The organism is Novisyntrophococcus fermenticellae (assembly GCF_018866245.1).
GTDB lineage: Bacteria > Bacillota > Clostridia > Lachnospirales > Lachnospiraceae > Novisyntrophococcus > Novisyntrophococcus fermenticellae.
Window position 1 is genome coordinate 378575 of the sequence record NZ_CP076458.1, and the last position, 19663, is coordinate 398237.

Sequence of the window (19663 nt, forward strand, 5' to 3'; positions counted from 1 at the left end):
AGTGGAAACTGTAGGAATTAATGGAGCTGATAACGTAAGCTTGTCAAAAGACGGAAAAAAAGTACGGATTATTGACCAGACGTTACTTCCCGGTAAGGAAGAATATCTGGAGCTGGAAACGCTGGAAGAGCTGTACGATGCGATCTTTGAATTAAAGGTAAGAGGAGCACCTGCCATTGGAATCTGCGCCGGTTTTGGCATCTATATCCTGGCAAATAAAAGCGAGGCAAAAGATTTTGAACCCTTTTATGCTGAATTTGTAAAAAATAAAGAACATCTGAATTCCTCCAGGCCTACTGCCGTTAATCTGAGCTGGGCCTTAAACCGGATGGAGCGTGTAGTGACAGAAAACAAAGATCTTCCAGTGGATACAATCAAGGCCTTGCTTCGTCAGGAATGCATCAGAATTCAGGAAGAAGATATTGAGATGTGCAAAAGAATTTCAGAATATGGCCTTTCCGTATTAAAAGACGGATGGGGAATCCTGACACACTGTAATGCAGGTCCGCTTGCCACATCAAAATATGGTACGGCCTTAGGTCCTCTTTTTCTGGGGAAAGAACGGGGAATGAATTTTAAAGTATTTGCAGATGAAACCAGACCACTTCTGCAGGGGGCAAGACTAACGGCGTACGAACTGGATAAAGCAGGAATAGATGTATCACTTATCTGTGACAATATGGCAAGCCTTGTTATGAAAAATGGATGGATTAATGCCTGCTTTGTAGGCTGCGACCGTATTGCGGCAAATGGAGATACGGCGAATAAAATCGGAACAAGCGGGGTTGCTGTTCTGGCAAAGTACTATGGAATTCCTTTCTATGTACTGGGACCAAGCTCCACGATTGACCTGGAATGCAAAACAGGGGAGGATATAGAGATTGAGCTGCGGGATGCTGAGGAGATCAGGAGTAAATTCTATAAAGAACCGATGACCCCCGATGGAGTAAGATGCTATAACCCGGCGTTCGATGTGACAGACCATACGCTGATTACCGGAATTGTTACAGAGGGAGGGATTTGCTATCCTCCATTTACAGAGAGCCTGGAAAAGGTTGGCGGGGAAGCCGGAAGAAAAAAATAATGCAAATATTTACCTAATCGGTTATAATAAGCGAAAAGCGAACGAACAAGGAGGTTCAGAAATGAAGAAGAAAAGAATATCGGTCTTAGTTGTTGCAGTATTGGTATTGTCCATGGCTTTAGGTGCCTGCGGGAAGAAGCAGGAGAACAGTAATGATGCCGGCGGAGGAGACAGCGGAAAAGCCGGATTGAAAATCGCTATTGTATCCAGCCCCTCCGGTGTGGATGATGGTTCTTTCAACCAGAACAATTACGAAGGAATCCAGGATTTTATAGCTGAACACACAGACGAGAACAATACCGTAACTCCGGTAAAAGAAGAGACAGGTGACACGGCGGCAGCAATCCAGGCAGTTTCCGATATCGTAGCGGATTATGATGTGATTGCCTGCTGTGGTTTCCAGTTTGCCGGAATAGGAACCCTGGCGCAGGATAATCCGGATACGAAATTCCTGTTAATTGATGCCTATCCGACAGATGCGGATGGAAATGAGATAGAGCTTGACAATGTTTATGCCATGCAGTTTAAAGAACAGGAAAGCGGATTCTTCGCAGGTATTGCGGCAGCGCTCGAGACAAAGACGGGAAAAGTAGCGGTTGTCAACGGTATTGCCTATCCCTCCAATGTAAATTATCAGTATGGATTCGAGGCAGGAGTTGCTTATGCTGTAAAAAACCTTGGTGCAGCAGCAGAATGTGTTGAAATCCCTGCATATGCAGGAACGGATGTGACAGGCCAGAATGTCGGAGGCAATTATATCGGAGACTTTGCCGATCAGGCAGCCGGAAAGAATGTTGGGCAGGCTCTTCTGACGGAAGGTGTGGATATCATGCTGGTTGCTGCCGGTGGTGCAGGTAATGGTGTATTTACAGCGGTGAAAGAAGCCGGTGGGGATGCGAAAGTAATCGGATGTGATGTGGATCAGTATGATGATGGGGTTAATGGAAATGAGAACATCATTCTGACTTCCGTGTTAAAAGTGATGGGAATGAATGATCAGAAACAGCTGAATGCAATCAGAGAGGATAGCTTTAAAGGAGAAAATGCTCTTTTAGGTGCAGACTCTGATTCGACCGGCTATGTAAAAGAAGAAGGCAGGCAGCAGCTTTCAAAGGAAACAATCACAAAATTAGACGAGGCATATAAACTTGTTAAAGACGGAACAATTGTTCCACCTGCGAACTTCAGTGAAGGTATTACAGTGGAGGACTTTCCCGGCCTTTAATTAATGGAGAGAAACTGCCACCGGCAGTTTCTCTCTATTTAAAGTAATAAGAGGAGAAAATATGGCGGAATATATTGTAGAAATGAAGCATATTACAAAGCGCTTTCCGGGAGTTGTTGCCAACGATGATGTAACGATTCAGGTGAAAGAGGGAGAGATTTATGCCCTTTTGGGGGAAAATGGGGCAGGCAAATCCACGTTGATGAGCATGCTTTTTGGAATGTATGAGCCGGATGAAGGGGAGATTTTCATACGGGGCGAAAAGGTGAAAATCTCCTCCCCCAATCATGCGGCTAAATTAAATATAGGGATGGTACATCAGCATTTTAAACTGGTACAGAATTATACGATAGCGGAGAATATCGTTATGGGGATGGAACCGGTAAAAAAACTGTTTGGAGTGATTCCGTATGTGGATAATAAAACTGCAGAAAGTCAGATTGCCGAACTCTCCAGGCGGTATAAGCTGGATGTGAATCCGGGAAATATGGTAGAAGATGTAGGTGTTTCCGTACAGCAAAGGGCGGAAATCTTGAAGATGCTTTACCGGGAATCTGAGATTTTGATTTTCGACGAGCCAACCGCTGTTCTGACGCCACAGGAAATAGAATCGCTGCTGGAAATCATTCGCTCTTTGAGAGAGGATGGAAAAACGATTCTTCTCATTTCACATAAGCTGGAGGAAATAAAACAAGTGGCAGACCGCTGTGCGATTCTAAACCAGGGAAAGCTGATTGCGGTCAGAGATGTTGCCGATACATCTACAAAAGAGATGGCCAATCTTATGGTGGGAAGAGAGGTTATCTTAAACCTGGAAAAGAAAGCACCGGATTATAAAGATGTGGTGCTGGAAGTAAAAAATCTGACTGTTCATAATGCGGATAAATTCCCGCTTGTCAAAAACGTCAGCTTTTCCATAAGAGGAGGAGAGATCTTTGCAATTGCGGGAGTGTCCGGAAACGGACAGACAGAAATTGCAGATGCCATAGCCGGCATGCTGCCGGTAAAGAAGGGGACAATCACCTTAAACGGAAAAGATATTACGGAATACAACATTCGAAGAAGAATGATAGATGGTATTTCCTATATACCGGAAGACCGGCATAACTGCGGACTGGTATTGGATTTTACACTTGCAGAGAATATTGCCCTGCGCAGTTATTTTAAAGAGCCATTGTCAAAACAGGGAATTCTGCAGAATAAAAAGATAGATGAATATGGGAAAGAGATCATTGAATCCTACGATATCAGAAGCGGAAGGGGAACGAAAACGAAAGTTCGATCCATGAGCGGAGGAAACCAGCAGAAAGCAATTATCGGAAGAGAAATAGAACTGCAAAATCCATTGATGATTTTTGTCCAGCCAACCAGAGGTTTGGATATTGGTGCGATCGAAAATATCCAGAAACAGATTTTACAGGAACGTGATCTGGGGAAAGCGGTATTACTGGTGTCTTTGGAGCTTGATGAGATTATGGAGCTTGCCGATACCATTGGAGTTGTCTATGGTGGAGAAATGCTGAAAATAGCAGATGCCAGAGCTTTAAGCGCCAACGAAGTCGGAGAATTTATGATGGGGGTAAAAACTCATGAAAAAAGTGAAATATGAAATAAAAAAGGGACTTGTTAAGCTGTTGGGCAATGAAAAGACCCAATTTATTGCAATCCCTGTTTTTTCCATCATAATCAGCCTGATTGCGGGCTCTGTTGTCATCGCCTTAACTGGAGGATCCCCGTTTCATGCTTTTAAAAATCTGCTGCAGGGCTGCGGAATTCTGTCAAAACCTTCTTATGCAGGGTTTAAAAGTCCGCTTACAGACTTTACCAGTTTTTTAAATGCCATGACTCCAATGCTCTTTGCAGCTCTGGCAGTCTCTCTTGCATTGAAGGCCGGATTATTTAATATCGGGGTTTCGGGGCAAATGCTGACTGCCGGATTTATAGCCTCAATTACTGTAGGGTACGCAGCCTCTCTGCCTGCACCGCTTGCGAAACTGCTGGTTCTTCTCATCGGCCTTGCAGTCGGTATGCTGGTGGGCGGATTGATTGGATTTTTAAAGCATAAATTTAATATAAATGAAGTGGTATCCTCCATCATGCTCAATTATATTGCGCAGTATATCATTGCATTTTTTATTAACACGAAATATGTGGATCCGGTATCAAGACAGTCTAAGGAGGTGACAGATGCTTCCAGACTTACGCTGATGGGAACAGAAGTGGGAGATTTGAAGATTGATATTCCTCTTGGAATCGCACTTGCGGTAATTGCTGCTTTTCTACTGCGCTTTCTGATTCAAAGAACGACTGCAGGATTTGAAATTAAGGCAGTGGGAGCCAGTCCGAAGGCGGCAAAGTATGCCGGGATGAATGTTGGGAAAAACATAGTACTGACCATGATGATTTCAGGGGGATTGGCTGGACTGGCTGGGGTGACGTATTTCCTTGGATATTTTGCATCCATACAGCCCAAGGTATTGCCGTCTACCGGATTCGATGCGATTGCAGTCGCAATTTTAGGAAATGCGAATCCGATTGGAAATATCTTTTCCTCCTTCCTGATTACAATTTTGAGTAAGGGAAGTACTTACATGAGTTCTGCCGGAGGAGTACAGGCTGAAATTGCGTCCGTTATCACTGGAATTATCCTACTGTGCAGCGCTTGCGGAGTGTTTATAAGGGATTGGGTTTCTAAAATGAAAGAGGAAATTTCAGAAGAGGCAAAAGACGCTCAGAAGCAGGAGGTGCACTGATATGAACACGATTATTATTGATGGCCTCTCATTTGCACTGCCTTTGTTTATTATGGCAATTGGGGGAATTTACTGCGAAAAAAGTGGGATTACGAACCTGGCGCTGGAGGGTTTGCAGGGCTTTGGTGCTTTTATCGGTTCCTTATTTGTTGTATTAACTGCTGATATATTTCAAGCGGGCTCAATGTCTCAGGTTTTACTCGCACTGCTTTTTGCGATGCTGGGAGGTGCGGCATATTCTCTGCTCCATGCAGCGCTGTGTATTAAGTTTAAGGCTGACCAGACGATCAGTGGTGTGGTGCTGAATATTCTGGCGGCAGCGCTTACTACTTTTTTGGTTAAACAGCTGAATCCGATTTTATTCGGGGCACCGTCTGATAAATTTCAGTTGGGGGTTTCCACTCGGATTACAGTTCCGGGACTGGCGAAAATTCCGCTTCTGGGTGCTATATTCACCCGGCTTTATCCCTTTGAGATTGTAATTGTAATTGTGGCTTTTCTTGCATGGTTTGTACTTTATAAAACCAGATACGGGCTTCATTTAAGAGCCTGTGGAGATAATCCCCATGCAGTGGATGCGGCGGGCATCCGCGTGGGACGGGTCAGACTGGCGGCCGTTTTAGTATCGGGGGCTCTTTCGGGAATAGCCGGTATGTGCTTTGCTTATTCAATATCCGCAAACTTTTCATCTGCAATTTATGTGGGATACGGCTATCTGGCCATAGCGGCCCTGATATTCGGGAACTGGAAGATACTTCCCACATTAGCGGCATGTCTGATCTTTGGTTTTGCAAAGTCAGGAGGAAACCAGCTGGTATTGATCTTAAAGATGCCCAGCGCCTACTCGGATCTTGTAATGACACTTCCATATATCCTGACGCTTGTTTTGCTGATATTCTTCTCAAAACACAACCATGCGCCACGTGCACTTGGAGAGATCTATGATAAAGGAAAGCGATAAAGGAGGGAAAAGTTATGAGCGTGAGATTCTATAACTGTAAACTGCTGACAATGGCGGATGGTATTAAAACAGAGGACGGTGAACTCTGGGTGGAGGGAAACCGCATTACCCATGTGGGAGCGGTGAAGGCACAAAGGAACGAAAAGCAGTGGGACAGGGAGCTGGATTGTAAGGGAAATCTGCTGATGCCGGGATTCAAAGATGCTCACACGCATTCACCGATGACTTTTTTAAGATCATATGCAGATGACCTGCCGCTGCTCTCCTGGCTGAATGATCAGGTTTTTCCTATGGAAGCCAAATTGACGAAAGAAGATGTCTACTGTTTTTCTAAACTGGCAATCATGGAATACCTGACAAGTGGAATCACCTCTAACTTTGATATGTATTACTTTACCGAGCAAAATGTGCAGGCGTCTGTGGATACAGGGTTTCGAACTGTACTTACTTCAGGGCTCAATGATTTCCAAAGTTCCATAGAGGAGGTAGAAGCGGAGTATCAGATCTATAACAATTATCATGAAAGAATCAGCTATAAACTCGGATTCCACGCCGAATACACCACCTCCCGGGCATTGCTGGAAAAATTATCGGATCTGGCACATAAGTATAAGGCGCCGGTCTACACGCATAATTCGGAAAGCCTTTCGGAGGTAGAGCAATGTATCGGGCGCAATGGCATGACGCCTACGGTGTATCTGAACAAGCTGGGTTTATTTGAATTTGGCGGAGGTGGATTTCACTGTGTTCATATGTCGGAGGAAGATCTGGAGATTTTCAGGGAGAAAGGGTTATATGTGGTTACCAATCCCGGCTCCAATGTAAAATTAGCCAGCGGAATTGCACCGCTTGAGCAGATGCTGGATATGGGAATCGAACTGGGAATCGGAACGGATGGTCCGGCCAGCAATAATTGTCTGGATATGTTTCGGGAAATGTTCCTGGCAACGGGCCTTCAGAAGCTGAAATATCAGGATGCGTCTGCATTAAAAGCAGAGTCGGTTTTATATATGGCAGCAAGTGGAGGTGCAAAGGCGATGGGGCTGACAGAGTGTGACGCCCTGGCAGAGGGAAAGCTGGCCGATCTGATTCTGATTGACCTGAACCAGCCGAATATGCAGCCTGTAAATAATATAGCAAGAAACATTGTTTACAGCGGCAGCAAGAGCAATATAAAATTGACCATGGTCAACGGAAGAATTCTTTATGAAGATGGAAGATTTAATATAGGAACAGATCCCGGGGATTTATATAGAGAAGCAAATGACCGGGTGAGCAGAATTAAGGGGTAATAAAGATACGTAATACGATTTGTCTTCGCTTTTCGGTGTTCTACTGTTGTGCGAACACCAAATTTGAGGTATAATAATATAGTCTATAAAAATCCGGTCGGCCAAACTTGCCCGGATTTTTATAGTAAAAGACAACTGAAGGGAGGCACTATGCACAGAAATGTGTAAACTATGATCTTATGAAGACAATTCGTACATTAAAAGAAACCTTTGTATCCTCATTACCCCTCGCTGCCGTTATGATTGTGATGTGTGTGTTTGTTGCACCCATGGAAGATGCATTTAACTATGTGAAATTATTCATCGGATATGTATCTGTTGTAGTAGGGCAATCATTATTTTTGGTGGGGCTGGATGAAAGTATTCTGCCGATTGGTAAACTGGTGGGAAACTCTCTGGTAAAACTTAAGAAGACTGTTTTTATTATCACCTTCGGATTACTGTTTGGTCTGCTCTCAACAGTGGCTGAGCCGGCTCTGGCGGTTCTGGCAAGGCAAACCCATATGTTGATGGATATTGTTGACGTTACTACGTTTATCTGGATTATGAGCGTAGGAATCGGTGTATTCGTCGGATTTGCATTGTTCCGCATTTTAAAGAATATCAATATTAAAATCGTATTTGCTGTATTGTATATTGTAATATTCCTGACTGCAATTTTTGTACCGGAAGAGTTTATAGCTCTGGCGTTTGATGGCAGCGGAGCCACCACGGGCGATATTTCGGTTCCCTTTATACTGGTTCTGGGCATGGGAGCATCCACGACAATGTCAAAGAGTAAAACAACCGATGATACATTTGGCATTATCGGAATGGCATCAGTCGGACCGATTTTGGCAGTATTTATTTATGGGATTGTGTTAAAAATCAGGAACGGCGGAGTAGTTCCCCCGGCAAATGCCTATATGCCGGAAACGACGGAAACGCTGAGAAGCATTCTTCTCGGAAACATATGGGATGTGGCTTTTGCGATTCTTCCGATTGTCCTGGTCTTTCTGGTGTTCCAGTTTATCCTGATTAAGCTTCCGGCAAAAGAACTTATCCGGATATTGATGGGGACGATTCCTGTTTATTTCGGGCTTTTAATCTTTCTATCGGGAATTGACTATGGGTTTGCTTATGCAGCTAAGTATATCGGTGAAATTTTCTTCGATCCGTCCCGTCCGGGCTGGTATAAGTGGCTGCTGTTAGTGGTTGGATTTATTCTTGGCGTCGCTATTACGCTGTCAGAGCCGGCGGTTACGGTGCTGGGAGATCAGGTGGATGAAATTACCAAAGGGCACATCAAGAAATCCACCATACGGACAACGCTGGCTATCGGAATTGGATTTGCTGCCTTGCTGAGTATGCTTAAAATCCTTACACAAATCAACATCCTTTATTTTCTGATACCTCTTTATGCAGTGGCAATTATCCTGATGAAATTTGCACCGAAGCTCTTTGTAGGGCTTGCATTTGATTCGGGAGGTGTTACCGGCGGGGCACTTACATCCGCGTTTCTCACACCCCTGACCCTTGGTGTTGCACAGGCAGTTGCAGCCACGGCAGGTTCCAGGGCACAGTCTGTTTTAACCAATGGATTTGGTATAATTGCTTTTATTTCAGTTACGCCCTTGATTGCTGTGCAGATTTTAGGTATTATATATGAAGTACGACTGAAAAAGATTAGAAGGGAAACAGTGGAAGAAGAAGTTATGGATCTGGAAAATTTATTGGCTGATGATGCGGAGGATGTAGAGTATGAACGGTGATAAACGAAAGAATATTGTCTATCTTATTCTGATTGCGGGGAGGAAGCTGCAAGGTTCTCTGCTGGATTTTCTTTCGGATGAAGATGCAAAAGTAGTTCATATCCTATATGGAAAGGGTGCGGCATCGGCCAAACCTTCTCTGGTGGAGGCATTCGGGTTTACGCCCGAAGAAAATAAGGTGATTATCACCTGTGTTCTTACAAGGGAAAAGGCCGATTATGTGCTGGGACTGCTTGTGAGAAAGTATAAATTTGATAAGCCAAATACTGGAATCGCGTTTACTATAAGTGTAGACGGGTTATCATTTTAATGGTGGAGGAAAAAAGTAATGAAGAATAAAAAAGCCCTCTTTATTGTAGTGAACAGCGGCTTTGCTGAGGAGATTACCGATATTATCCATGAACAGGGTGCGTGCGGGGCCACGATACTGAATGCCCGTGGTGTAGGACTCAATGTGGAAAAGATTATGGGTATTACTGTAGGTTATGAAAGAGAGATGGTTCTCAGTATCGTTGACGAAGAGGTAGCTGAGAGAATTATGGCGGCTGTTAAAGAAAAGTCGGGGATTAAGTCTCCGGCTCATGGAATATGTATGATACTTCCCGTGGACAAGATGATAGAGACTGTTTAGACGGAAAGAAATTATGGATATATTCCCCTTAGCGTGGTATCATAGGGTCATAGATTTTTATTTCAATTCAGGAGGATGGGAATATGAAGGCGGCTGTATATCATGGCAGACAAGATTTGAGAGTAGAAGAAGTTCCCGAGAAAGAACTCAAAGACAATGAAGTGATGATTCAGGTGAAGTATTGTGGGGTCTGCGGAACAGATATCCATATCTTCAATGGTGATGGCGGTGCATTCGAGGTGAATCCCCCACTGATTCCGGGACATGAGTTTTCGGGTGTTGTTGTAAAGACAGGTTCGAAAGTTACAGCGGTAAAAGTGGGTGACCGTGTAAGCGGTGATCCGAATGACACCTGTGGAGAGTGCTATTACTGTAAGACCGGGAAAGAACATTTTTGTACCGGGATGGTTGGCGTTGGTACGACCGTGGATGGCGCTTTTGCAGAATATGTTGTCATGCGTGAAAAGCAGGTATACAAGTTTTCAGAAGATTTAAGTTTTATAGAAGCAGCTATGGCAGAGCCCATTTCCTGCTGTCTGAATGGTATAGATCTCTGTAATATTGAAGTTGGATCCACAGTGCTGGTAATTGGCGGCGGCCCTATCGGGATGATTATGCTACAGCTGGCGAAGCATGCGGGGGCATCGAAACTGATCCTGTCTGAACCGGTGGAAGAAAAGAGAGAGCAGGCACTAAAGCTGGGAGCCACAAAGGTGATTAATCCGCTGGAAGAGGATGCCCAGGAGGTTCTGGATGCGTATTGTAAGAATGTAGATGTCGTGATCGAGTGTGTCGGTAACATTCACACTCAGGAACAGGCAGTGCAGCTGGCAGGAAAGGCCGCAACGGTGATGTTCTTTGGCCTGGCAGCTCCGGAAGACAGCTTTCCGCTGAAACCGGATGATGTCTTTAAAAAAGAATTGAAGATTACATCTTCATTTATTAATCCATATACCTTTGAGAGAGCAATCGCCGTATTAGAGTCTAAGTCGATTGATCTGGAGAGCCTGATTACAAATGTTGTTCCGCTGGAGAATATTGTAGATGTATTTACAAAACCAGAGTATAGGAGAACCGGAAAGGTAATGATTCAGGTATCCTGAAATTTACGGATAAACACAAATATGGGAGACTGCTTTGATTGCAGTGCTCCCATATTTGTGTTTTGAGACTTTACGTTTGGAATTTCGAACCTATTTAACAGAATCTATCATATCTTTCAGCTGTTCCAATGGAATGGCACCAACGCTTTTATTTACCACTTCACCATTCTTCAGAAACAGGAGTGTAGGTACACTCATAATCTGGTATCTCTGAGCCAATTCCATCTCTTCATCAATATCCACTTTGTAGAATGCCGTATTATTGATTTCCTCAGCAGCCTGCTCAACTACAGGAGCCAGCATCTTACAAGGTCCGCACCAGGTCGCAAAAAAATCTACCACAACGGTCTTATCTGAAACATTAATTGCTTTATCAAAGTTTTCTTTTGTTACATGAACTACTGACATATATTTTACCTCCACTTTATGAAGAACTTTAATACCGCTCTTCTTTTTATCTAGTATTTCTATCTGTGTATAGAATAATACAGATAAAGAAAAAGTTCTGTGAGTTAGTCACACAGAGAACCTGCCACTGGCAAAAAAATATTCTTTGTGATAAGATAATAGATACAAAGGTCAAAATACCTACAAAAGGAGTACGAAGCGAAATGATGACGAAGACAGACAATTTATTAAAAGAAAAAGGTATTGATGCATTGTTAATTACAGATCCTTATAATATGCGCTATATAAGTGGATTCAGAGGGGGAGAAGGGGTTCTTTATATTTCTATGAATCAACATGTACTCATCACAGACTCCCGATATACGGAAGCGGCTGCCGGCGAAAGTGACTTTACGGTAGCAGAGGAAAACAGGGAGCATAGACGTATTGATATCCTGAAGGAGTGTATAGAGCGCGATTATGCAAAGATACTGGGTTATGAAGACTGTTCCATGTTATGCAGTGAATTCGCTAAATATAATCAGGAACTGGATGTGGAACACTGGGTTCCGATGGAACAGTCTGTCAATAATTTAAGACAGATTAAGACACCGGAGGAACTGGAATACCTTAGAAAAGCGGAGAGCATCGGTGATGCCGCCTTTACCGCTATTTTGAATTTCTTAAAGCCTGGGCTGACAGAACTTGAGGTAGCAGCACGTTTGGAATATGAGATGAAGCAGCATGGAGCAGAAGGATTTTCATTTGATTCGATTATCGCCTCCGGTGTAAATTCTTCTATGCCTCATGCCATTCCGTCAGAAAAGAAGCTGGAAGCCGGAGACTTTGTTACGATGGATTTCGGGTGTCTCTATAAGGGGTATTGTTCGGATATGACAAGAACAGTAGTGATTGGTAAGGCTGATGAAAAGCAGAAGGAAATTTATGATGTGGTTCTCCGCTCGCAGGTAGCAGCTCTTGGTGTAATCCGGGCAGGCTTAAAGGGCTGTGAAGTGGACAAGGTGGCAAGAGATCTTATTACAGAGGCAGGTTATGGGAAGTGCTTTGGACACGGACTGGGACATAGCGTCGGATTGTTCATCCATGAGGAACCTCGTCTGTCCATCACCGATCAGACAGTTCTTCAGGTAAATATGATCGAAACTGTGGAACCGGGTGTCTATGTCCCTGGATTTGGTGGAGTGAGAATTGAAGATATGGTCATAGTGACTGAAGACGGATGCGACAATCTGACACATTCTCCAAAACAGTTAATTGAATTATAGGTCTTGACATTTTAGTTGTTTTTCCGTATTATGTTCATAGTGTGTGCGTCAGACACAAACATAAGTATGCCCAGGAGGAACAAATATGTATTCTTTAGATGAAGTGAGAGTGGTGGATCCTGAAATTGCGGATTTGATTGAGAGAGAGCAGGAGCGCCAGAACAGCCATATTGAATTGATTGCGTCAGAAAATTGGGTTTCGAAAGCTGTGATGGCGGCTATGGGAAGCGTTCTTACCAATAAATATGCAGAAGGCTACCCGGGGAAACGATTTTATGGGGGCTGTCAATGTGTGGATGAGGTGGAATCACTGGCCATCAGCCGTGCCAAAGAAATCTTTGGCTGCACCTATGCCAATGTTCAGCCACATTCCGGAGCACAGGCCAATATGGAGGTGTTTTTTGCATTACTCCAGCCGGGAGACACGGTTATGGGCATGGATCTGGCTCATGGAGGACATCTCACCCACGGGAGTCCGGCAAACCTGTCCGGTTCCTATTTTCATGTTGTTCCCTATGGTGTGAATGACGAGGGCTTTCTTGATTACGAGGTAATAGAACGCCTTGCAAAAGAGAACAGGCCCAAATTGATTATTGCAGGAGCCAGTGCTTATGCCAGAACCATAGATTTTAAGCGCTTTCGTGAAATTGCAGATGAGGTAGGAGCATATCTGATGGTGGATATGGCGCATATTGCAGGGCTTGTGGCAACCGGTCAGCATGAGAGCCCGATTCCTTATGCACATGTTACGACCACTACCACCCACAAGACGCTGCGTGGACCCCGAGGAGGTCTTATATTATCCAGTGAAGCGTTTGCAAAAGAGCATAAGCTGAATAAAGCGGTATTCCCGGGGATACAGGGAGGCCCGTTGATGCATGTGATTGCGGCAAAGGCAGTCTGCTTTAAAGAGGCATTAAGCGATGAATTTCAGCAATATGGAAAAGATGTTGTAATAAACGCAAAAGCGCTTTGCGATGGCTTGATAAAGCGCGGAATTAAAATTGTGTCGGGGGGAACGGATAATCATCTGATGTTAGTTGATCTGGCTGCGATGGGCAAAACCGGAAAAGAAGTGGAGATACTTCTCGACAGTGTTAATATTACTGCGAATAAAAATACGATTCCGAATGATCCTCAGTCGCCATTCGTAACAAGCGGTGTCCGGCTGGGAACACCTGCCGTCACGGCCCGGGGCATGAATTCCGAAGATATGGATAAAATCGCAGAAGCAATTGCGCTGATGCTGCATGAGGGAGAAGCTGCCCGGGAAAAAGCAAGGGCATTGGTTAAGAATCTCACGGATAAATATCCATTGTCATAAAGCTTTGGCCATTGACGCGATATCATACCCAGTATACAAAAGGAACTGCCGTGGCAGTTCCTTTTGTATACTGGGATATAGAAAGCGCGGTGCGATTTACTTTAACGCATCCAATAAAGGAATCAATTCATTTAATAAAGCAATTTCATAATCTGGGAGAATATCAGAGTTATTTATCTTATGTTCCGGATTAAACCAGATGGTTTTAATACCGGCATTTATGCCGCCCAGGATGTCGGAGGTGAGGCTATCACCCACAATGACAGTACTTTCTTTTTCGAAATCCGGAATTCCGGAAAAACATCGCTCAAAAAACTCCCGGCTTGGTTTATTAAACCCAATATCTTCGGAGATGAAAATACCCTGAAAATATTTTTCAAGCGCAGCACTTTTGATTCGGCCTGTCTGAACACTCTTTGTTCCATTCGTAACAATATAGAGACTGTATTGCTCTTGAAGCTCTTTAAGAAGCTTTTCAGCACCATCTATAAAGTAGTGTCCCATACCAAGCATATTCTCATAAATCCTGGCTGCTTCTTCAGCAGAACAGTCAATCTTATATTCATCAAATAAAAGGCGATAACGGCGAAGTTTAACTTCATTGCGACTGATTTTACCTTGTTCCAGCAGTTTCCACTGAGCGAGATTCAATTCACTGTATCTGCTTAAAATATGCTCATCCGGTTCTATTCCAAGTTGCTTTAAGGTATTGCTCAGAGCTATACGCTCCGCCTTGCTAAAATCCAGAAGGGTATTATCTAAATCCAGTAAAATCGTATGAATCATATCATAAGTACTCCTTTGTTATTTTTCAATGTGTATGCTTAACAGTATAAGATATTTTTAGAAAAAATGCATCAAAAGTTTTTTTCAGTTTGACAGCAAATTTTCTTAAAAAGCTTGACATATGATAGAAGTTATTCTATTATTTATATAAAAGTTAACACGTTCACTTAACGGATTGTAGGCAAAAACCACATAGGTGATGAAAGAAACCCTTGAAGAAATGGAGAAATTATGGAAAAAATTCAAGTAAAAAATGTTTATAAGGTTTTTGGCCCGTCACCAAAGCAGATGCTTCATTTTCTGGAAGCCGGAGAGGATAAAGCAACTTTGTTTAAGGAGCATCAACATATTGTCGGCGTTAATAATGCATCCTTTAGCGTCCGGGAGGGTGAGATTTTTGTAATTATGGGGTTATCAGGAAGTGGGAAATCAACCTTGGTCCGATGTCTTAACAGGCTTATAGAGCCAACCAGTGGAGAAGTTTACATAGATGGAGAGAATATTGTAGATGCGAACCGGTCCCGGCTGATGGAAATACGCAGAAAGAAAGCTGCAATGGTTTTTCAGAACTTTGCACTGTTTCCACATCGGAATATTCTTGAGAATGTCGCTTATGGTCTTGAAGTTCAAAAAGTAAATGCGGTGCAGCGAAATAGGAAAGCAATTGAGATGCTCGAAGTAGTGGGCCTGAAGGGTTATGAATATGCCAAACCTGAGGAACTTTCAGGAGGTATGCAGCAAAGGGTCGGACTTGCCAGGGCTTTGGCCACAGACGCAGATATCTTACTGATGGATGAGGCTTTCAGTGCACTGGATCCACTAATTAGAAAGAATATGCAGAATGAGCTGCTGACACTCCAATCCCGGATAAAAAAAACAATCCTGTTTATTACGCATGATTTGGATGAAGCTTTAAAACTGGGAGATAAGATTGCAATCATGAAGGATGGCTGTATTATGCAAACCGGAACACCGGAAGAGATTCTTTACAAACCTGCAGATGACTATATCAGGGCATTCACGCAAGACATAAACCGAAAAGGGGTTGTCTTTAAGTCGACGGTTCTTTTGAAAAATGTGGGAAAGGAGGATGCGTAGTATGCCTGTTTTCTTAAAAATTCCAATTGGTGATTATGCCGAAAGAGCCGTTGACTGGCTGACAGCAAATTTTTCCGGGTTTTTCAGAGGAATAAAGGTTGGTCTGGAAAGTATTATTGATGGAATCGACTGGTTTTTGATGCTGATGCCTGTAGTCCTGTTTATTATCATCATTATGCTGCTCGCCTGGTGGCTGTCAGGAAAGGGGCTTGCGTTTTTTTCAGGTATTGGCTTATTGTTCATAGACAATCTGGAATTATGGAACCCCGCTATGGAAACGCTGAGTCTCGTTCTTACCGCAGCCTTGATAGCCATGGTAATTGGTCTGCCCCTTGGAGTTTTGATGTCCCTGAATCACAGGGCGGAAAAAATCCTACGTCCTGTTCTGGACTTTATGCAGACGATGCCGGCGTTTGTTTATCTGATTCCGGCGGTTTATTTTTTCGATTTGGGTACAGTTCCAGGTGCGGTTTCTACGATTATATTTGCCATGCCGCCGATTATCCGACTGACAAATCTGGGTATCAGAGAAGTATCGAAAGATCTGGTGGAGGCGGCAAGATCATTTGGTTCCACCACGGCGCAGATGCTTTTTAAGATTCAGATCCCTCTTGCCATGCCGACAATTCTGGCAGGACTCAATCAGACGATTATGCTTTCGCTTTCGATGGTTGTCATTTCCGCAATGATCGGTGCGGACGGACTTGGTAAAATTGTACTCCAGGGAATTACACAGATGAAGCTGGGAGATGGTCTGGAAGGTGGGATAGCGGTCGTAATTATCGCCATGATTCTGGACAGGTTAACACAGGAATTGGGAAAGGAGAATAAGAAATCAGGTAGAATGTTTGTTAAGCTACGGTTGAAGAAGCGGAATTCTTAAGGAGATTATTATCATGGTAAAAAGAATGTTGGCAGCAGTTTTCTCATTATCAATTATTATGACCGGGTTGGCAGGATGCGGGAAGGATACAGACCAGGAGAGAAAAACAGTACATCTTGCCTATGTGGACTGGTCTGATTCCGTTGCGATAACGAATCTTGCAGCGGCTGTTCTGGAAGAAAAGATGGGGTATGATGTGGATATAAAAATGGCAGACATTGCACCCATTTTCACTTCTGTAGCAAGTGGCAACACGGATGCCTATCTGGATACATGGCTTCCGGTCACGCACAAAAGCTATATTGAGAAATATGGTGATGACATGGTGGATTTGGGGCCGGTTTTTGAAAATGCACTTGTCGGTTTCGTGGTTCCTGCCTATGTGGATATCGATAGTATAGAGGATCTTAACGATAAAAAAGAACTATTTGATGGTAAGATTATCGGTATTGATGCAGGTGCGGGAATCATGCTGGCAGCCGAGGATGCCTTGAAGGATTACAACCTGGATTACAAACTCATCAATGGAAGCGCGGCAAGCATGACAGCGGCTCTTGGTAAAGCAGTCAAGGAAAAAGAGCCCATTATTGTGACAGGATGGACACCTCACTGGATGTTTAAAAAATGGGAGCTGAAGGTGTTGGAGGACCCGAAAGGTGTGTTTGGTGAAAAAGAGACTGCATATAAATATGCCAGAAAAGGGCTGGAGAAGGATATGCCGGAGGTAAATGCATTTTTCAAAAACCTCCATTTAAGTGAGACAGATTTAAACGATCTTATGGACGCAATTGAAGTCAGCGAGGGGGATCCCCTTTCTGCATGCAAAGAGTGGATGCAGAAGCATGAGGATTTGATAAGCAGCTGGCTTGAGTAAATTCTTGACGGGTGTATTAAAATAAGATAGTATTGAAAAATGAGTTAATGTGTTCAAAAAATAATTCAAAAAACATGCAATTGGATAATATATAATATGGCTGTTTATGAAAAAGGGAATGAGACAAAACGTCGTTTAATCCTGTCCATGTACAATAAATTGAAAGAGAAAGATGCTTCAAAGATAACCGTGAGGGAAATCGCAAAAGAGAATGGCTGTTCCCCGGCTGCGCTGTACAAGCATTTTGAAAGCCTGGAATATTTGATCGTTCTTGGATCAATAAGATTCTTTATTGACTATATGATTGAATATGGCCAGCTGATGGACATTGATGATAATCTGATGGATGCTTATATTAGAGGATGGGTGTTATACAACAAGTATGCATTCGGGAGACCGGATTTGTTTTACAGACTCTTTTGGGGAGAGTATAATACGATGTTCTCAGATGCATTGATGGAATATTATGAATTGTTTCCGGTGACAGGATCCGAACGATATCCGGCTTATTATTATACACTTCTGTTTTCAGATAATGTCATAGAACGAGACTTTCTGATCTTAAGACGAGCTGCAAATTATAACAAACTGTCGGATGAAGATGCTGCGTATTTCAGTAAAACAAATACCCTGATTGTAAAGGGAATGCTGGAAATGTATATGGGGCGGGAATTGAAAGAAAGAAGGCGGGGAGAACAGGAATGTAATCAGCTGCTTCTTAAAAATCTTGAAAAGGTATATGTTCCGGACGAACATAATCCTGGAAGTGAGGAGGGATAGAGATTCAAATTGCATGTCAGTGAGCACATTAGCTTTTTTTGGCTTTAAAAAGTGTACACGTTAACTTTTTTAATTTAACTGGAGTATAGGAAGAAAATATACTCAAATGGAGGAGGATTTTATGGTAATAACAGGGAAAAAACGTTGGTTTGTACTAATTGTAGTATCTTTGATGGCGGGGGTTATGGTATATGTCCCCTTTCTGCGATACAGTTATTATGATCAGATGGTTATGCTGTTTTCCGAATATAAACCGGTTGCATCCACAGCGAATGTAAATGAGTTTATCGGGACTTTCAGCTTCTGGTTTGGATTGATTTGTACGGTTGGATATCCGGTGGGCGGAATTCTGGTGGACAGGTTTGGAGAAAAATGGCTGCTGATTATCGGAGCAGTTATGATGGGAATCTGTTCCTTCTGGTTCGGCCTGGTTCCAAATGGTACGTCTATAATTATTATCCATGTTTTATACGGTGTTGGCACCAGCTTTTTCATCTGGAATGCATACCTGAAGACGGTGCGTAAGATGGGGAACGCTTCTGAGCAGGGTTCCATGTTTTCAAGTTCTGAATTTGTCAGGGCAATTATGGGTATGCTTCTGGGTTTTCTAGGTGTCGGATTGCTGAATCGTGCCATTATGCCGGGAAATACAACAGATTTGGCTGTTCTGGGAGCACAGTGGAGAAATATGCTGTTCTTTAACGGTACCTTATTCCTGGTATTGGCAGTAATTGTATTTATTGTACTTCCCAACAACATCATTGGTGCAGAAGATGCAGAACTTGCCGAATCCAAAGGCACAATTCCCACACAGGAGAAAATGTCCTTTGCCTCAGTGCTCAAAGTATTAAGGATGCCTGGCACATGGCTGTTATCCCTGCTGATTTTTTTCTGCTTTTCCTTTACTTCGGCTGCAAATGGGTATCTGGGTTCTTATACGGTAAATGTTCTGGGTATTTCTCAGACACAGGCAAGCACCTTTGCGGTTGTTCGTAATTACATAATTGCAGGCCTTTCTACGCTTGCCATTGGTTTTATTTCGGATAAAATTGGTTACAAAGTAAAGACACTGGGATATTACCTTGCCATCGCAACTGTTTTAACCGTGGCAGTTCTGTTTACTAAAAATGCAACGATTCTCTGCATTGGCATCACATTTGTATTTGCTGTTGTTTATAGCGGCATGCGCGGCATTTACTTTGCGACTTTGGGTGAAGTCGGCATTCCGCTTTCACTCACAGGTGTTGCAACCGGTGTTATCTCACTGATTTGTTATCTGCCGGATGTATTCTTTGCAAAACTGGCCGGTATCTGGCTTGACAAATATGGGAATTTTGGTTATGACCTGATCTGGTACTGGGTCATTGGATGTGGGATTCTCGGGATTCTGGTTTCTTTTGTTTCCGTACGTTACGCTAAGAAACTTAAATCAAATAAAGAATGAA

The 19663-nt window shown here is 43.2% G+C and carries 19 protein-coding genes; 17 read left to right on the top strand and 2 right to left on the bottom strand.

Annotated elements, in window-relative coordinates; genetic code table 11:
- Position 1 precedes the first annotated feature (1 nt).
- The 10 genes from mtnA (at position 2) to KNL20_RS01825 (ending at position 10800) form a co-directional block, all read left to right on the top strand.
- The gene (mtnA, locus tag KNL20_RS01780) at positions 2–1084 is read left to right on the top strand and encodes an S-methyl-5-thioribose-1-phosphate isomerase (protein ID WP_230398950.1); all 1083 of its coding nucleotides are present in this window, start codon (positions 2–4) and stop codon (positions 1082–1084) included.
- Between the two features lie 61 nt (positions 1085–1145).
- Positions 1146–2309, top strand: coding sequence for a BMP family lipoprotein (locus tag KNL20_RS01785; protein ID WP_230398951.1), 1164 nt, complete (start codon positions 1146–1148; stop codon positions 2307–2309).
- Positions 2310–2370: 61 nt separating this feature from the next.
- The gene (locus KNL20_RS01790; RefSeq protein ID WP_230398952.1) at positions 2371–3918 is read left to right on the top strand and encodes an ABC transporter ATP-binding protein; all 1548 of its coding nucleotides are present in this window, start codon (positions 2371–2373) and stop codon (positions 3916–3918) included.
- Positions 3899–5062 (top strand): ABC transporter permease, encoded by a 1164-nt coding sequence (locus KNL20_RS01795; protein ID WP_230398953.1) that lies wholly within the window; start codon positions 3899–3901, stop codon positions 5060–5062. The genes KNL20_RS01790 and KNL20_RS01795 overlap by 20 nt, the downstream gene beginning before the upstream one ends.
- A gap of 1 nt (position 5063) precedes the next feature.
- A complete protein-coding gene (locus KNL20_RS01800) occupies positions 5064–6023 on the top strand; it encodes an ABC transporter permease (protein WP_230398954.1) in 960 nt (319 codons plus the stop codon).
- 14 nt (positions 6024–6037) lie between these two features.
- Positions 6038–7315 carry an amidohydrolase gene (locus KNL20_RS01805; protein ID WP_230398955.1) on the top strand — a complete coding sequence of 426 codons (1278 nt, stop codon included), beginning with the start codon at positions 6038–6040 and terminating at the stop codon, positions 7313–7315.
- Between the two features lie 179 nt (positions 7316–7494).
- The gene (locus KNL20_RS01810; protein WP_230398956.1) at positions 7495–9066 is read left to right on the top strand and encodes a DUF1538 domain-containing protein; all 1572 of its coding nucleotides are present in this window, start codon (positions 7495–7497) and stop codon (positions 9064–9066) included.
- Positions 9056–9376: a hypothetical protein gene (locus tag KNL20_RS01815; protein ID WP_230398957.1), complete on the top strand. Its 321-nt coding sequence runs from the start codon at positions 9056–9058 to the stop codon at positions 9374–9376. Before KNL20_RS01810 ends, KNL20_RS01815 begins: the two co-directional genes overlap by 11 nt.
- A gap of 18 nt (positions 9377–9394) precedes the next feature.
- Positions 9395–9697: a P-II family nitrogen regulator gene (locus KNL20_RS01820; protein WP_230398958.1), complete on the top strand. Its 303-nt coding sequence runs from the start codon at positions 9395–9397 to the stop codon at positions 9695–9697.
- An 83-nt stretch (positions 9698–9780) separates the two neighbouring features.
- Entirely contained in the window at positions 9781–10800 is a 1020-nt protein-coding gene (locus tag KNL20_RS01825) for a zinc-dependent alcohol dehydrogenase family protein (RefSeq protein WP_230398959.1), read from the top strand.
- Positions 10801–10890: 90 nt separating this feature from the next.
- Here KNL20_RS01825 and trxA read toward each other — a convergent pair whose 3' ends face one another.
- Positions 10891–11223, bottom strand: coding sequence for a thioredoxin (trxA, locus tag KNL20_RS01830; protein WP_329957488.1), 333 nt, complete (start codon positions 11221–11223; stop codon positions 10891–10893).
- 188 nt (positions 11224–11411) lie between these two features.
- Here trxA and KNL20_RS01835 point away from each other — a divergent pair, with 188 nt between their 5' ends.
- On the top strand, positions 11412–12473 hold the full coding sequence (locus tag KNL20_RS01835) for a M24 family metallopeptidase (protein WP_230398961.1): 1062 nt from the start codon (positions 11412–11414) through the stop codon (positions 12471–12473).
- 85 nt (positions 12474–12558) lie between these two features.
- Positions 12559–13797, top strand: coding sequence for a serine hydroxymethyltransferase (gene glyA / locus KNL20_RS01840; protein ID WP_230398962.1), 1239 nt, complete (start codon positions 12559–12561; stop codon positions 13795–13797).
- 96 nt (positions 13798–13893) lie between these two features.
- Here glyA and KNL20_RS01845 read toward each other — a convergent pair whose 3' ends face one another.
- Entirely contained in the window at positions 13894–14583 is a 690-nt protein-coding gene (locus KNL20_RS01845; RefSeq protein ID WP_230398963.1) for a YjjG family noncanonical pyrimidine nucleotidase, read from the bottom strand.
- Between the two features lie 231 nt (positions 14584–14814).
- On the opposite strand from KNL20_RS01845, the gene KNL20_RS01850 reads away from it, so the two are divergent.
- From KNL20_RS01850 to KNL20_RS01870, 5 genes are all read left to right on the top strand, one after another.
- The gene (locus tag KNL20_RS01850; RefSeq protein WP_331468269.1) at positions 14815–15681 is read left to right on the top strand and encodes a quaternary amine ABC transporter ATP-binding protein; all 867 of its coding nucleotides are present in this window, start codon (positions 14815–14817) and stop codon (positions 15679–15681) included.
- A gap of 1 nt (position 15682) precedes the next feature.
- A complete protein-coding gene (locus KNL20_RS01855; protein WP_230398964.1) occupies positions 15683–16564 on the top strand; it encodes an ABC transporter permease in 882 nt (293 codons plus the stop codon).
- Positions 16565–16577: 13 nt separating this feature from the next.
- A complete protein-coding gene (locus KNL20_RS01860) occupies positions 16578–17438 on the top strand; it encodes a glycine betaine ABC transporter substrate-binding protein (RefSeq protein WP_230398965.1) in 861 nt (286 codons plus the stop codon).
- Positions 17439–17534: 96 nt separating this feature from the next.
- The gene (locus KNL20_RS01865) at positions 17535–18218 is read left to right on the top strand and encodes a TetR/AcrR family transcriptional regulator (RefSeq protein WP_230398966.1); all 684 of its coding nucleotides are present in this window, start codon (positions 17535–17537) and stop codon (positions 18216–18218) included.
- Between the two features lie 121 nt (positions 18219–18339).
- Positions 18340–19662 (top strand): MFS transporter, encoded by a 1323-nt coding sequence (locus tag KNL20_RS01870; protein ID WP_230398967.1) that lies wholly within the window; start codon positions 18340–18342, stop codon positions 19660–19662.
- The last annotated feature ends 1 nt before the right edge of the window (position 19663 follow it).